The sequence below is a fragment of the Achromobacter sp. DH1f genome, from assembly GCF_000633435.1.
In the GTDB taxonomy this organism is placed as follows: Bacteria; Pseudomonadota; Gammaproteobacteria; order Burkholderiales; family Burkholderiaceae_B; genus Achromobacter; species Achromobacter deleyi.
Genome location: NZ_AYMF01000040.1, coordinates 37,275 through 51,554, shown reverse-complemented (window position 1 = coordinate 51,554; position 14,280 = coordinate 37,275). Strand labels below are relative to the sequence as shown.

10 protein-coding genes are annotated in these 14,280 nt (G+C 58.4%); 5 read left to right on the top strand and 5 right to left on the bottom strand.

Features of this window, described 5'->3' with window-relative positions; translation table 11 throughout:
- Positions 1-2 precede the first annotated feature (2 nt).
- From U858_RS0130540 to U858_RS34500, 3 genes are read right to left on the bottom strand one after another with little or no spacing between them, the layout of a single operon-like run.
- On the bottom strand, positions 3-1,424 hold the full coding sequence (locus U858_RS0130540) for a hypothetical protein (protein ID WP_025140904.1): 1,422 nt from the start codon (positions 1,422-1,424) through the stop codon (positions 3-5).
- Positions 1,424-1,768, bottom strand: coding sequence for a hypothetical protein (locus U858_RS0130535; protein WP_157838881.1), 345 nt, complete (start codon positions 1,766-1,768; stop codon positions 1,424-1,426). The genes U858_RS0130540 and U858_RS0130535 overlap by 1 nt, the downstream gene beginning before the upstream one ends.
- Positions 1,769-1,824: 56 nt before the next feature.
- Entirely contained in the window at positions 1,825-2,454 is a 630-nt protein-coding gene (locus U858_RS34500; RefSeq protein WP_025140902.1) for a hypothetical protein, read from the bottom strand.
- A gap of 724 nt (positions 2,455-3,178) precedes the next feature.
- On the opposite strand from U858_RS34500, the gene U858_RS0130525 reads away from it, so the two are divergent.
- The 4 genes from U858_RS0130525 (at position 3,179) to U858_RS0130510 (ending at position 9,760) form a co-directional block, all read left to right on the top strand.
- Positions 3,179-4,930: a hypothetical protein gene (locus U858_RS0130525; RefSeq protein WP_025140901.1), complete on the top strand. Its 1,752-nt coding sequence runs from the start codon at positions 3,179-3,181 to the stop codon at positions 4,928-4,930.
- 1,036 nt (positions 4,931-5,966) lie between these two features.
- Positions 5,967-7,373, top strand: coding sequence for a replication initiation protein (locus U858_RS0130520; protein ID WP_025140900.1), 1,407 nt, complete (start codon positions 5,967-5,969; stop codon positions 7,371-7,373).
- 153 nt (positions 7,374-7,526) lie between these two features.
- A complete protein-coding gene (locus tag U858_RS0130515; RefSeq protein ID WP_025140899.1) occupies positions 7,527-8,726 on the top strand; it encodes a ParA family protein in 1,200 nt (399 codons plus the stop codon).
- Positions 8,723-9,760, top strand: a complete 1,038-nt coding sequence (locus U858_RS0130510; protein WP_081821781.1) for a ParB/RepB/Spo0J family partition protein — start codon at positions 8,723-8,725, stop codon at positions 9,758-9,760. The genes U858_RS0130515 and U858_RS0130510 overlap by 4 nt, the downstream gene beginning before the upstream one ends.
- 1,109 nt (positions 9,761-10,869) lie before the next feature.
- On the opposite strand, the gene U858_RS0130505 is transcribed toward U858_RS0130510, so the two are convergent.
- Both U858_RS0130505 and U858_RS35815 read right to left on the bottom strand, forming a co-directional pair.
- On the bottom strand, positions 10,870-11,706 hold the full coding sequence (locus U858_RS0130505; protein WP_025140897.1) for a hypothetical protein: 837 nt from the start codon (positions 11,704-11,706) through the stop codon (positions 10,870-10,872).
- Between the two features lie 1,056 nt (positions 11,707-12,762).
- Positions 12,763-12,930, bottom strand: a complete 168-nt coding sequence (locus U858_RS35815) for a hypothetical protein (RefSeq protein ID WP_156333525.1) — start codon at positions 12,928-12,930, stop codon at positions 12,763-12,765.
- A 102-nt stretch (positions 12,931-13,032) separates the two neighbouring features.
- Here U858_RS35815 and U858_RS0130485 point away from each other — a divergent pair, with 102 nt between their 5' ends.
- Positions 13,033-13,422 carry a hypothetical protein gene (locus U858_RS0130485; protein ID WP_157838880.1) on the top strand — a complete coding sequence of 130 codons (390 nt, stop codon included), beginning with the start codon at positions 13,033-13,035 and terminating at the stop codon, positions 13,420-13,422.
- The last annotated feature ends 858 nt before the right edge of the window (positions 13,423-14,280 follow it).

The window sequence follows — 14,280 nt, the reverse complement described above, 5'->3', positions numbered from 1 at the left end:
GTTCAGCCCCCCCGAGAGCCGTCACCAGGCCGCAAGGAGCGTTGACCACCCTGCTCCCGATCGCGTACAGCGTCGGCCAGGCGCCCATACTCGTCATACATCGAGTCGAATCGAACGTTCATGCCGCTGGCCTGCGCATATTCGTGCAGGCGCGCCACTTCGGCCAGGTTGCGCTGCGCCTCCTGTCGGGCGATTACGGGATCCTGGCTGTAGGTAGCCTTGACGGTCGGGTGGTCCGCGGGGATCGGTTCCCCAGTTAGCGGAACAAGGCTCACGCGGAAGCCCATTCTGCGAGCCGCATCGCCCAGTCGCGCCATATCGCTTGCGTCCAGGGAGAGCCCATCCCGCGAATAGCCGGGACCGCTCCTAACGCCTGAGTGTCGCTGAGCACCGTCAGGCCTGCGCGCCGAGGGACCTTTCGGACCATCCAATAAGCGTTCAGCGCTGCGGCCCAGGCGCGCAAGGTCAGAGATTGACCTGCCTACCTGGTCAACCCTGCGAGGAGCGCCATACCCCTCCCCGATGCGCTCCATGCCGCGGGCTACAGATGAGCCTGCGTTCAGCAGGCCCGTTGCCCCACGCACCGCTGCCTGGGTTCTGGAGTCACCAGTGGCATCTGCCACCACGCGCGCCACTGAACCAATTGCCGAAACCCAGCCGCGATAGTCGCCCCCCACCTTTAACAAGAGGCCGCTGTCCACGAGCGACGAAGCGATACTATGATTGGCCAGATACTCCCATTGAGCCTGGACGACGTTGCTATAGAGGCTTTTCCTGTGCTCCTGCACGACGCCGCTGTAGAACTCTCGCGGGTCATCCCGCTGCGCTGCCGCGGCGTCCCATCTCACAATTTGGTCTCGCCATCCGTCGCGGGCCTGGCAATAGGCAGCAACGCCCAGTTCCAGACTTCTACCCGACTCGGCCGCCCATACCGTTACCTCGGCATAGGCTTGAGCGAGCCCACGAAGTGCTTCCGCCCGCATGGCGGTCGTCGAGCTTTGCCACCCCGAGGTGTAGCGGTACGCGCTGAGCAGCAGTTTGTGGTCAATATCGCTTAGACCTGGGGAGCAGAGCGCAAGCGCTTCGACCAGCTGCTGATCGGGTTCATCCGCCTTCGCCCCGGAGACCGGCGTCGGCGCTGCGTCAGTCAAGCTCCCAATATACGGGTCGGCGTGAACGGATTGGCCATTGAGGCTCACCTGCAAAACGGCAATGTCGCCCGCGCCCTGCCCTGCACTGTCGACGCTGATTGAAGCGGCGACCGCGGATAGGCCGAGCACCATTAGGCGACGGCCAAGTGCTGATCCGTCTCGTACAACCTCGCCCTTGCTCTCAATACGCAGTTCATGTCCGCCTTGCGTCGCGTGCTGCAAAAATGCCCTCGTTCGCGCCCCCAGGCCGGCAGCAACGTCATTGATGTCCATCAGATGCCCCCTGCAGTTTGGTGAACCAGAACGCCTTCCCCGACAGGTGCGTTCGACTCAGGATCGAGGTAGACCACCAGAAGCCCTGCGCCGAGATAGGACGCTACATCGCTGTCTACGTCCTGCGTTGTCTCCGTCAGGCCATCTTCAGCAGTCCAGAACAGTGCCCTCCCGTCGTAGCTACCAACGAGGTTTTCGCCACGGCCAGGCCGATACGCGATCGCGACAGCAATTTCGTCTGCAGCCCGCCATATCTGAATGTCTATAGGGCCGGTCTCTACTGCGGTTCGCGCTGCGCGCAGATCTGCGAGCGCGCGTTCGAAGTCGGCGGGGAGTCGGTTCAAAGATGAGTCCATATCTGCCTTAGATTGGTCGGAGCTCGGGTTACTTGATCGGCCGCTCAACCTGAGCAGGACTCACGAGGGTAGGCGGCCGCGGCTGTCGGAGCGGCTTCGGCCCGTGGCGCATCATGGCGAGGCTGCATGACGAGTGCGTCGTGATAGGTTCTAACGCCTCGGTCTCTCAGACGTTCGAGATGCGTCGGATAGAGTTCATTGAACCGCTCCATGAAGCGGTCATATGACTGCTTTGGCGTCCAGAATTCGAAGGTCCGCTCGCCATGAAATATCGCCCGTTCCTCGAGCGCCTGGAGCTCGGTGTCGACAACTTTTATCTGTGGGGAGTGATGATGGGGTGGTAGGTCGAATCGAGTCCGAATGGCAAGCGTAATGCCGGCCGCCAGTTCCACGTACTGGGGCAACAGCGCCTTTACAGGCGATGCAAGGTCTCTGACGTACGCTTCCTCCCCGTCGTGCAACAGCCCTTCGAACTGCAGCTCCGCCGGGAGCAATTCGCTCGCCATTACGCAGTGTTGAGCGACGCTGAGGAACTCATCGGCCGGTAACTGTCCGTTCCAACGACATTCCTTCGATAGGCCGAGGGCAATGTCCACGATGTCGACGTGTCGTGGATCAGGATTGGCGAAGTCTAGTGGGTAACGACTTCGAGTTCTCGCAATTGCCTTTGCCATAGCAGCCCTTTCCGATAGGCAACGCCTGGTTAGCCCCGGGGCCGCTCTCGCGGAATGTCGAGGCGAGTCTCTCGCGCTGCCTGCGCTTGATTCTGTTGTTGGTGCAAGGCTTCGGCGGCCTGCACGGCCGCAGCCAGGAACAACCGGCCACGCATGAAGGGGCTGTCCTGGCGAATAAGCGTCGCAATAGGCGGACATGCTTCGGGCGCCGGAGGATTGTCTAAGGCCCCGCTCATGGCTACCTCCTGAAACAGGCGTGTCGTAGAGAATGGACTCGCGACCACCGGAGCCAATAGCAGTCGATCGAGCAACGCGCGCAAGCTCTCCGCTTGTTCGCGCGAAGTCACTACGGGGCTACCGCCAGTACGCATCAATGTCCGTCCTCGTCCAGCAAGGGGGCGCGCCGGCCTGCTGTGCCGCCCACCCAGTCGTAAGTCCTGCACAGCGCGCTGACTCTGACAAGCCGGAGTCAAGACCGAGCGAGAACCCGTTTGGGGTGAACTCTAAGTGGCGCTTCCCTTGCATCAGTGTGGCCTGCCCCTCTCTGCCGCCGAGCACACGACAGCCGAGGAAAAGGCGACTTTTGTCTAAATTTCAGTATGAATTGCAATTATAGTTCATCCTGAAAGTTAAACGCGGTCGCCGGACTGAATTCGCGACTGCACCGAGCGCCGCGCGGTGAAGCCCCTTGCTTCCGCGATCGCCTTAAATGGAGCCATAGGGAATGACCGCCCCACACTACCGCTATCTGAATTCCGATGTCCACCCGCGCTTGACGAGCGTCTTGGCCGACAAGATCCGCGATCTGCAGCCGCGAGCGCCGGCAAGCCAATGGATCAGCACTCTCCGGGGCCTAACGCAGAAGGGGGTCAAGCAGCGGGAAATTGAGGAGGCCGGTGTCTTGGAGTGGCTGGCCTCCCAAGGCAACCATCCCATCGGCCGTGATGCCTTGCTCAACAAGCTGGCGCTGCGTCCAACCATCAAGGAAATTGACCTCCGAGCGGCACATTTCCGCAGCTACGTTGTGCCAGGCTACGACGAGTACCAGGAAACGCTCTACTGCTTAAACTCGCCGCGTAACAACATCGAAGACCGGTTGGACGAGATTCGGTACGAGCTCGAGGATCTGGACTTCAACCATGAACGACTCATCCAGGACCCTCAGCTGGTTTTTCAGCTCGACCACGAGCGACGCGCTTTGTTGGCCAGCAGGGAATCCGTGCCCGACTTCGACCACCACCATTTTTCGGGCGTGATCGATCCTACAACCGGTACCAAGATCAAGAATCTGCTGGCCCACGCCCGGACGTCGCGCCGGGACGATCTCTTCTTCATTGATGAGATCCAATCAGACTGGGCGCAACGCCGACGGCTGTCGGGTCCGTCGGGAAGAATTCCAGACGGACCGTTCATCAAACACACTGACAGCTGGGCCGGCCTGGTGATACGTCGCTTGATGCAGCGTGCGGCGGATGACCCCCGGATCCAAGGTGTTGCTTGGATCAATGCGAGCCTTCGCAACGGAGGAAGAGTCGGAGCCAACATAGATGATGGACTTGATGATTTCTATCTGGGAGTGCTTCCCACGCTCGCCAACAAGGCGCTCAAGGGTACTGGCGTTTCAGTACGTGCCGCTGACGTCCAGTTCAAGAACGGTGCCATACATTCCCTGCCCTACTTCCCCATGACCACCGAAGTGCGGGCGAAGCTCCAAGCGGCACAGCCTATGTATAGCTTGGACCTGCTTCCCAGGTCGACGTTGGCACTTGGCCAGGATATGTCCCACAGCGAGATGATCCGCGAGGCCCGGGAGATGCTGGGCAGCACCGTTTCTGTGCGGTTGGTCGGAAAAATCATTCGCGCAGCTAATGGCGAGGAAGAGGAAGCAGCTGCTCGCCAGCTCTCGAATCTCATCGAGATATCGACCCGGACCCGAAGCGCCGCTAGAGCGTTCAGCCATGAGGCCTTCCACTATGCTTCGAAGCAGTTGATGTCAGCCCATGAGGCGGCATCCATCCGCGATGCGTTCGAAGATGGGAGTCCGCTGAACAGTCGGGTGCGCACGGCCATGGTCGCCGCGCGCATGTCGCCGCAGGCGATCTCGCAGTGCTCGGATGCTGATGAAGCCGCGGCGCACGCATTCTCTCTTTGGCGAGAGCAACGCTTCCATTTCGATGAGCGAGCACATGAGTTCGAGGGGCGGACCGGTCTGGACAAGACCGTCGGTCGCCTATTCAAAAAAATCGAGAATGCATTTCAGGCGCTTGGACAGTGGGCCCGACGCGTTGTCGGTGAGGCACCGCGCAACCAGAGCGCCAGAATTAGCGAACGGCTGTTCGAAGCCTTACGCGACGGGACATTGCAGCGCCGGCGAGCGCAAACGGAGATCCACGCTGACGTTCGGTCGGCCACCTTTGACAAGGTCATCGCCCAGACGAGTAAGTCGGCGCGTGAAGACCGCACGCGGCCACGCTGAAGCTTCTGGCTGTTGGTTTCTGTTCAGAGAACATGGCGCCGCGAAAGCGGCGCCTTTTTTTGGCGCGGCAACTAGGATCACGCCACGACTCGCTTCGGTGCTACGAGTCGGTTCGACGACATCGAACAAAGTACCCAGAATTGTTATTGGCTTCCATCGACTGCCATTCAGCGTCATTCATTGGCCGTGTATGCCCGTGAAAGGTACCCAGTTTTGTGCGGATCCTGGGATGGACTGGTTGGGCAAGAGGATAGAACCCCAATTTTGAGTTTGGCTCACTGCCGTTCTGGTCCTTTTACCCACGGCCGTCTTCAATGGTCTGGAAAGGTACCCAGATTTGTTCGATGTTTGGCTCCGAAATGCTCAGCCCATCGCAGGTCGCAGAGTGATTCCAGCCACTTGCCAGTCGTCACGATCCAAAGTGACTAAAAGTGCCCGATATGCAAATGTGTCCCGACTCGGTACACCGATCTGACTTGTCGCTTTGGGTACAAATCTGGGCACCTTCGTTCCACAGGCACGATATGCAGTACAAATCCGGGCACTTTTGGTGTGCAAGACCGGTTGATAGCAGGGGCGAAAGAGCGTAGATGTTATCCCCATCAAAAAAGGGTACCTTGGCTCGCCAATACAACAATAAAGGGCACTTTTCTGGAGGAAGAAAAGGCTCTATCTCCTTTATCCATGCGGCTTTGCGGGCAGTTTGAACAAAATCGGGTACCTTGAATCCGTCTTCGGACATATTCAGGCACCTTGCCGGGACAAAGCCATGGACCTAGACACATTTTTAGGTACCTTTCCCAACAATACAGGGCGCTTTGAGTACGGTGTGAGGCACCTTCGCCAACTAAGTGTTTGAAAAACAAGAGATCTTGCATCCCTGTTTGTTGGTGGGTCTGTATATATTAAAAACCTACTGACGGAGAAAAACCCACCCAAAGCTCCGTGCTACGCCTAGCGAAAAGTACCCAGAATTGTTTTGACTCGATACCTTAGAGCTACGATACTCGCAGCAATCCGCAAACCCCCACCGACCATGATCACCCCAGTCGACAAGTCTGACCAGGCGCCAGACACGCAACCGAAAAATGACGGCAAAGCTATGCAGCTTGCCATCTCGTTGTTCAGTGAGCTTGAACAGCATGGTGCTACTGCGGAGAGCCTGCCTGCCTCGGTGGGGTTCCACAAGAACAATCTGTTCATCAACATCGTTGACCTTAGCCTGGCCGCTCGCCGTGCAATAGACGTCCTTTACTTCATCACAGCTCAAGATCCAGAGTACAAGTCGACCTACCGGATTGAGTTGGACGTTTTCAAGTGGCTGATGGGCTATAGCAGCAACAATCGAAAGCACCTGCAGTCTGTCTTGCGCGAAGGTCAAAAGGCTGCTGTACAAATCGAGGCACCATCGTCATCGGGAAAAAATGACGACCCTTGGGCCTCAATACCCATGCTAGGCCCCGTGGGCATTGCTGGAGGCAAGGTCTATTTCGAGATCAACCATCGTCTCCAGGCAGAAATAAAAAGCCCCGCTGCCAGTCACTTTTTAAGCCTGCGCTACATCTTCAAGTCGATACACGCCAAAGTGCTGTTCGACCGACTCCAATTGCACATTTCCAAGGGGATGACCAGCTGGATCCCTCTGGAGGAACTCAGAACGTGGTGGGGCTTTGCCTCGGACGAATACGCCGAATTTAAGAAGATGCGCCAGCGGGTGATCGAAAAGGCGGTTTCGCAGATCAACGAGGTGACTGGGCTGAATGTGTCCTACGACACAAAAAATGTTCCCGGATCCAAACGGGTCGGAAGTATCCGATTTCACATCAAAAAGACAGACGATTTCGACGCACCTCAGGCGTCGATGATTGCCCTCAAGGCCCAGTACGAAGTCCTGCGCAACGAATTCGGCCTCAATGGCGCACAACTGGACGAAATCGTCAGCAACCGAGATAAATGGGACGATAAGCGGATCGACAATGCGATCGCCTACACCAGGCACCAGCTCCAGCAGGGCAAAGTCAAGCGCAACGTCGCCGGCTATCTCATGAAGGCGATTCGCGATGAGTACACGCTAGGCACTGCGCAGATATTTCTTGAGAAAAAAGGATCAACCGACACCCAGCTCCCGGTCCCGGACCTTTCGCCACTCGCCCAATCCCTTGCAGAACAAGACAAGCATCGGGAGGAGGAAGCCGCGCGTTTGACAGCCCTAGCGAAGGTTGGCTTTGAGGCATATCTGGGGATGCCAGCCAATCTGCAAGCCGACATGTTCGATCAGTTTGCCAGGTCCTTGCCCGCCAAGACTCTATCACTCCAGCTACGCATCGAACCTCTGGCCATGGTGGGCTTGCTCGACAGCAATCCCGACGTACGAATGCAATTCGGGAATTTCGTAGCGTCTCGCCTCGCCACACCTGCTCGCCGGCGGCGACTCATACCGTAGGCAACCTCACGCTTGCTCGGTCGCACCTCCGAGCAATTGTCCCGTTGGCATCGCCGATCGCGTTTGCCTCCTAGTGACGCAATATCGCCTTTTCAGAAATTCGACACCGCGTATAATCTTCGCGGAAAAGTGTCTAATTTTATGGAGAATGCGATGGCAACTGGCCCGCAGGTGAAAATTGACCGCAGAGTGAATTTGGTCCAGATCGCCGATTTCGCGCGGCGTATCGAAACCGTTACCAAGGAGTTGCGAGAGCAAATCCTGGCGCCGCGGCCGCGAAAAAAACCACCAACTTTCACCTCCGCGCAGGTCGCCGACCTGTGCGGTATCGATCGGGCTCGGCTCAACTACTTGCTAAGCAGGGAGGGCACCACCCTTCCCCAAGGAGAGGTCAGGGGCAATCGAAGCCGAATCTTCACCCTGGCCGAAACTCGCCAATGCGTTCAGCAGTTGTCGGCTATCGAAGCATCTCCTCTTCTCGCTGGGAAGCCTGGTGCCGCGAAAGTCGCCGTTGTGGCGAATTTCAAAGGCGGGTCCACTAAGACCACGACAGCAATGAATATTGCGCAGGGCCTTAGCCTGTTGGGCAGGAAGACGCTCTTGGTCGACCTAGATCCTCAAGCATCGGCTACTGAGTTGTGTGGGTTGTACGCGGAGAAAGACGTTCGCGAAGAGCACACGATCTTGCCGTTCATTTATGAGCGCAACGTCGCAGACCTTGAGGCTGTTATTCAGACGACCTACTGGGATGGCCTCGACCTCATTCCGGCACATACCGCGCTGTTTTCTGCTGAGTTCCACTTGCCAGCAATGACGGCCCGCGACAGCACCTTCAGGTTTTGGAATGTTCTTCGCGAGGGCTTTGACCATATCCGCGACCGATACGACTACATCATCCTCGACTCAGCACCATCCCTTTCCTACATGACGATCAACGCGTTGATGGCCGCAGACGCCATGATCATGCCGCTTGTACCGGAGAGCCTAGATTTTATGAGCTCTGTGTCTTTTTGGAGTTTGTTCTCCGATATGGGCACTACCTTCGTCGAACGCGGCGAAGACAAGACATTCGATTTCATTTCAGTTCTACTTTCTCGAGTAGATCGGGGAGCTACTTCTGCAGCTCCAGTGGTGCGCTCTTGGGCGCAACGCGCATATGCCGATTGGATGCATACGATTGAAGTGCCGGCGAGCTCAGTTGCGAGCAGCATTGGCTTGGGGCTTGGCACAGTCCATGATCTGTCGAAAGGCGATGTTGACGACCGTGCGCTGGCCCGCGCGAAAGAGCCGCTGACTGCGTATTGCCAGTGGATCGACGAACAATACACAGACCATTGGAGGGCATCCAAATGAAGCGCAACCTTCGACAAGAGATGCTGGACAAAACTGCCAGCATGCGATCGACAACCGATGTTCAGGGGGCCGCGGCCACGCCTGTGGCGCAATCACCCGAAGTACCTAGAGTGCCTCGCACCGGCCCTGGGCAACTCGCTGCCTTGAGCACTGCCCAACAAGCATTGGCCATCGCGCAGGAGCGGATTAAGGAGCTGGAGGCTGCGGCCACAGCTGGGGCCCCGCGGCACGTTCTGTCCGTTTCCGTGATTGAACCTAATCCCTGGCAACCTCGGAGATACTTCGAGCAAGAGGCATTGGACGATCTCGCGGATAACATTGACGCGAATGGGCAATTGCAGCCAATTGTCGTTCGTCCTCACCCGTCGATCTCTGGGCACTATCAAATCGCGATGGGCGAACGGCGTTGGTTGTCGCGGAAGCAGCGCGACAGGCCGACGGTCGATGCAGTGATCGTTGATTACTCGGATCAGCAAATGGCCATCACTGCTCTGAGTGAGAATATCCACCGCGAAGATCTATCCGACTATGAGATCAGTCGATCGCTCTTGAATATCCAAGAGGTTTTTCCAACAAGGAAGGACGTCGCTGAAGCAGTCGGGATATCTCGCTCGCAGTTGTACCGGCTGATGGCCTTCCAGAAATTGCCCAAGTTCATTCAGAATGACCTCGAAGAGCGCCCGAAATTGCTGGGTGCTACGGCCGCAGAGGACATTGCGGCTGCGATGAAGCGTGGTGGTGACGGCACGACTGAGATTCTGCAGGAGTTGTGGACTTCGCTGAAGCAAGGGGAGCTTGACCAGGCCGATGTCGCACGGAAGATCGACCTCAATGCGGCAGCACGGAATGCTGTTTCGACAACGCGGACTGGACGGGCGGCTCATGTGCGAATGTTCTACCGTGAGGGAAGCAAGGCCGGAGATATTCGTCGTGATGAACGCCACTTGATGATTCGCCTGCGAAACGACGTCGTGGACGAAGAAATGGAGAAGCGAATTGCTGACTTCATGGAAGGGCTTTTCCCGAAGGACTAGACCCCAGCTCTGCATTTGTGCCGAAACCCCGCCCATGCGGGGTTTTTTTGTGGCTGTCTATCGCATCTGCTGCTTTGGTCCTGCTGTTGGTTTACCCGCTTTGCTGCAAGGCTGTCCCGACTCGGGACATTTAGCACCACACACCGTTGGCGAAGCGCTGGAAGCGATCGGTTTACTCCGATGGGGCGTTCTGCTTCATCAGAACGCTCAAGGCATTGGGCCGATGATGCGAGGAGAATGGGTGTCCCGAGTCGGGACACAGGGGCCGAGCATCCCCATGCATCCACTGAACCTATTGAGGCGGTTGACTCCAATATGGAGTGTCCCGAGTCGGGACACTCAACGATGATTCCATCAGGTCAAACAGTCGATGCTTATGGCTTTAAGTAGGACCAGACGAACAACAATCACCTACGTTCGTTGCCGGTTAACGCCCTCGAATGTCATTGGCTAGCATTAAGAGCCGCTGAGACGTCGCAATGGCGTTGGGTGAAGGCTTTCTCAAACTCGACGGCGCGCGATCCCCCAACACCTACTGTCGCCCCGCATCGCGCGCCTCGAGCGGCCGAAGCATCTGATCGCAAAAGCTCTTCATTGACTCCGCGAGAAGCGGCTTCGAAAAGACAACAGACACGGCCTGGTTGGCGCGAGTTTGGCGGAGTTTCAGTGTCCCGCTGCCCGCTGCCTGGTAATAGCCTCCCAGCTAGGCCGGCGACGCACATTGGACCATTGCGCACATACTCTACGGCTTGTACTGAGCCAACCCTCCTCGGGATTCCTCGGGATGGAGCTGCGACCCAGGTGCTGGAGCGGAGGACCCCAGGGGGAGGGCGGCATGTCGAGATGGAGCAATGGCACCCCATAACTGAAGACCAGTATGGCTAAACTGCGCAAGCGCCAAATGTAGACCGCCGCCTGCCTGAACGCGATTTACGCCCTCTCCACGCTATTGCCGGCAGGCGCCCGACCGAGCGCTGGCCAGCGCGCATTTGCTGATGGCCACGCAGTCTCAAGCAGTTCACGAAGCAGCCGGACTTGAACAGGCCTTCCAGTCCCAACGCGCCGGCGCAGCGCCGTAGAGCCGCCACGGGAGATATGGCCAAATCTACTCAGTAGGAGGAGCAGGAGTCCCCGACGCTGCGGGGCGCTTTGGCAGCTGCCTGCTGCTGACGGATGCCCTGTCGGAGCCGTTTCACGTACGGTCCGTCCACCGAGTCGTCAGGCGAAAAGTCCAAAGCGCAGTTAACCAGTGCAGCGAGCGTAGCGTCGGATAAATTGACATGTAGGGGTAACACGCGATTCCTTTCAAGGCCTGTGAACCACGCCTTGAAGAAATCGACTAGCGAGGACCGGCGTGCCGCGGTGGCGGCGGCCGTCACCGGATCTGGGGCGCGGGCAGCTGCGTACTGGGCGTCGCACGCGATTGCTTCTATGATGTCCGCCAGGCATGGCCAGTACTTCAGATCAAAACTACCCCGCAATGCGTCCAGGGGTTTCTGAACGTGTGATTGAAATAGATGGTTCCTCTCGCCGGCGGCAGCAACGATGTCCATCACGTGATAGTAGGTGTCGCTGATGAAACCGGATGTGTTGTGCAGGTGCTCGCGCTGTCGTAGCAATTTCGACAACTCAGCGGCTTTGAGCGCAATGTCGGCATTAGTCGCGATCAATTCGTTCCTAGCAGCCCGCGCCCCAGCGATTTTCTCAGGGTTCCAGAGCGCGGCCGCACCCAGCAATACGTCGAAGAATGCCCTAAGAGCCCTTGGATCGCGGTGTAGTTTTATATGCAGCTCTTCGTAGGCTTTCAGCAACTCGTAGCGTCGGCTTAGAAGCCGGTCCACCACGATCACCTGACTCGGCCAAATATTGTGCTCGATGTTGTAGCGCCGATCCTCTATCAGGATCTGTTCACAAGCATGTTGTGCGATTTGCGACGGACTGGCCATGGGGGCACCAATAGGAATATCGATAGCGACAGTCTAAGCAATCAATTCAGTCCTGGCGGTACCGCAACGGCGCTCCGCTGGGTAGCGTTCAGGTACCTGACGCGCGGTGAACCCCGCGATCGCCCACTGACTGGCTGCGCCTGGGGCCTGGGGGCGCGGGCCGAGCGCGTTCGCGGGTGGAGCGAGTGCCAGCAGCACTGTCATCATCAACAAGGGGGCGCCAGACCAAGCAAATGGGTGGAGCAGGAAAAAGGCATGAGCAATAGTCTCCCTTTTCGCCTCAGAGGCGGTAGGGGAGAGCGGCCAAGTGGTCAACAGCGGGCTAGCTAACCGCGTCTTTGAGGCGGCCGCGGCACCAACGCGTCGCCGGATGAGCGCAAGCACCTGGCCCAGAAGCTGCAACAAGCGATAAAGGCGCTGCAGGATGCCCTGGACGCCAGCGCCGACCGATGGCGCCGGTCGGCGCAGGCGAGCTGCCGTCGCCGGCCGGCATCCAGACTGGGACCCCACCAGGTGGCCAAGCAGGCCCATCCAGCTACGTCGCCAAGAAGCCCCCGAAAGGAGGATTTTTGTTGGGCGGGCCCGGCGCGCGCTCAGCGCCCAGGTGTCCGTCCAGTTTGCGGGATAGCGCGGCGACGGGCGCCACAACCGGGGGCCGTAGGCCAGGTGCGCCAGCGGGTGGCATGACCGTCAGCTGCACGGCCAAAAGCAGCATGGCCGCCAGGGCGGACAGGCGGAGGATGTCGACGTTCAGCATGCGAGGGGACGGCATCACCGTCAAATCAATACCCTGTGAAAAGTGCGTCATTGACGTTGGTCTCGTCGAGTCACTCAAGTTGGGATTTTGCGAGGAAAACTTCATCTAAATCGGGATTTTGCGATGTTGCCGCATTCGCGAAGCCACAGGCCGGTTGATGTGAGACGCATGTACACCATGACGGCGCCGACATTCCTACACTGGGCAGAGGAAGCGTTGCAGGGCAGCACCAGGTAGCCCGCGCTGGGCGCGGGCGTGGGTTGCAAAGGGCGGGTGCGCCGACCAAGCCGGCGCCGGCGTCATTCAGGCGCCATGTGGGCCGGTGACGCCGCCTGCACGCGCGGCAGCGGATAGTCTTCGTGCCGCGTCGGCGGCAAGTTAATGGTGCAGGCTACGGCCAGCGCCAGCAGCACGGCGCCAGCAGCGGCTACCAGGCGTTGAACAACAGTTTGAGGTTGGAGGGGCATTGATGTGGTCCTTTTGGTTGCGGCGCAGGAGAAGTTCCTTTGCCTTGCTCGTGTAGCCCCAACCTTTAAACGCCCCACTTCGGGGTGGTGGACCTGTGCCTGATGCGGTTGGCCAAGCTGTTGATGGACGCGGGCTTGGACTTTGCCTCGGCGAACAGCATTGCCTCGAACTTGGAAGTGCGCCGAATTTTTCAGGGCCGTCGACCGTCTGATGAACTGGTTCTGACCTGGCACCCCTTTCAGGAATTCATGGTGTTCGACAAGGAAGACCTGGTGCACTTGAAGGACCGGCTGGAGGACCTGCAGCAGCGGCACGCAGTCAACACGATCATCCATCTCGCGCCCATTTGGGCTGAGGTGTATAGCCAAATGCGGGCGCTCGAGGTGACGGCCTCCGCGGATGTGGCCACGGTGCAGAACGCTTCGCCGGAGCTGGCGGCCGCGGTCGTCGCCAATTGCTCGACCCAATTCTTGTCGAAAGAAGATGCGTGAATTTTCGAGGCGACGCCGGCGGCCGCCGCGGCACTAGCAGGAAGCCCGCCAGGGCGAGCAGACGGTCGTCGACAGCGGCGCGGCCGGCACGTGCAGGGAGGCCGCCAGGGCGTGCTGGTGGAAGTCGCGCGCCAGTCGCAAACCTCGGCGGTGAAATCTATCGATGGCCGCTTGACGGAAGCGCATCTCCAAGGAAAAATAAGGCCACCTCTACGGTGGGTTTCCCCCGCTGTGCGACGCCGACCAGCTTTCGAGCTGATCGGCGTTTTTATTTGGTCGCTCCCGCGGTCGTGACTGCACGATGAGTCCTCCTTTCATTTGGAGTTACCTCGATGTTTCATATCAATAGCAGCCCTGAAAAGCGTCGCCTGCGCTGTTCGCTGGCAGGCGACCAGGCCGTTGTGGTGTGGTTGCAGCGCCACCAGGTCGGAGGCATCGGTAGCGGATCGACTGTCCAAGTTGACGCGCAACGTGAACGGGAAGACGCGTGCCCGCACCGGACCGGCGCGGCGTGCCCGGCCAGGCGCCTCGAGTAGCCAGCGACTGGCGCAGGCTTCGTTCTGTAAAGAAGGGCGGGTCACCCTGCGATCAACACCCAAAATCGGACCTTTAGAGGCAAAACCTGGTCAGAGGCCGCGCCAGTGCTTGTATATCGGAAATTCTCGATTCCCAAACTGGATGACGTAAATCCCAACTTGGGTGGCGTTCGACACTGGCCTCGGGGCCACCTGATTGCCAGGCGGCCACTGTCCAAAATCCACCCTTTTGGAGGCCTCTCGCTTAGCAAAAGGGTAGGCCATTGAAACTTGACATATTGCGCCATATGTCAATAACCAATATTGACACGTTATAAAAATA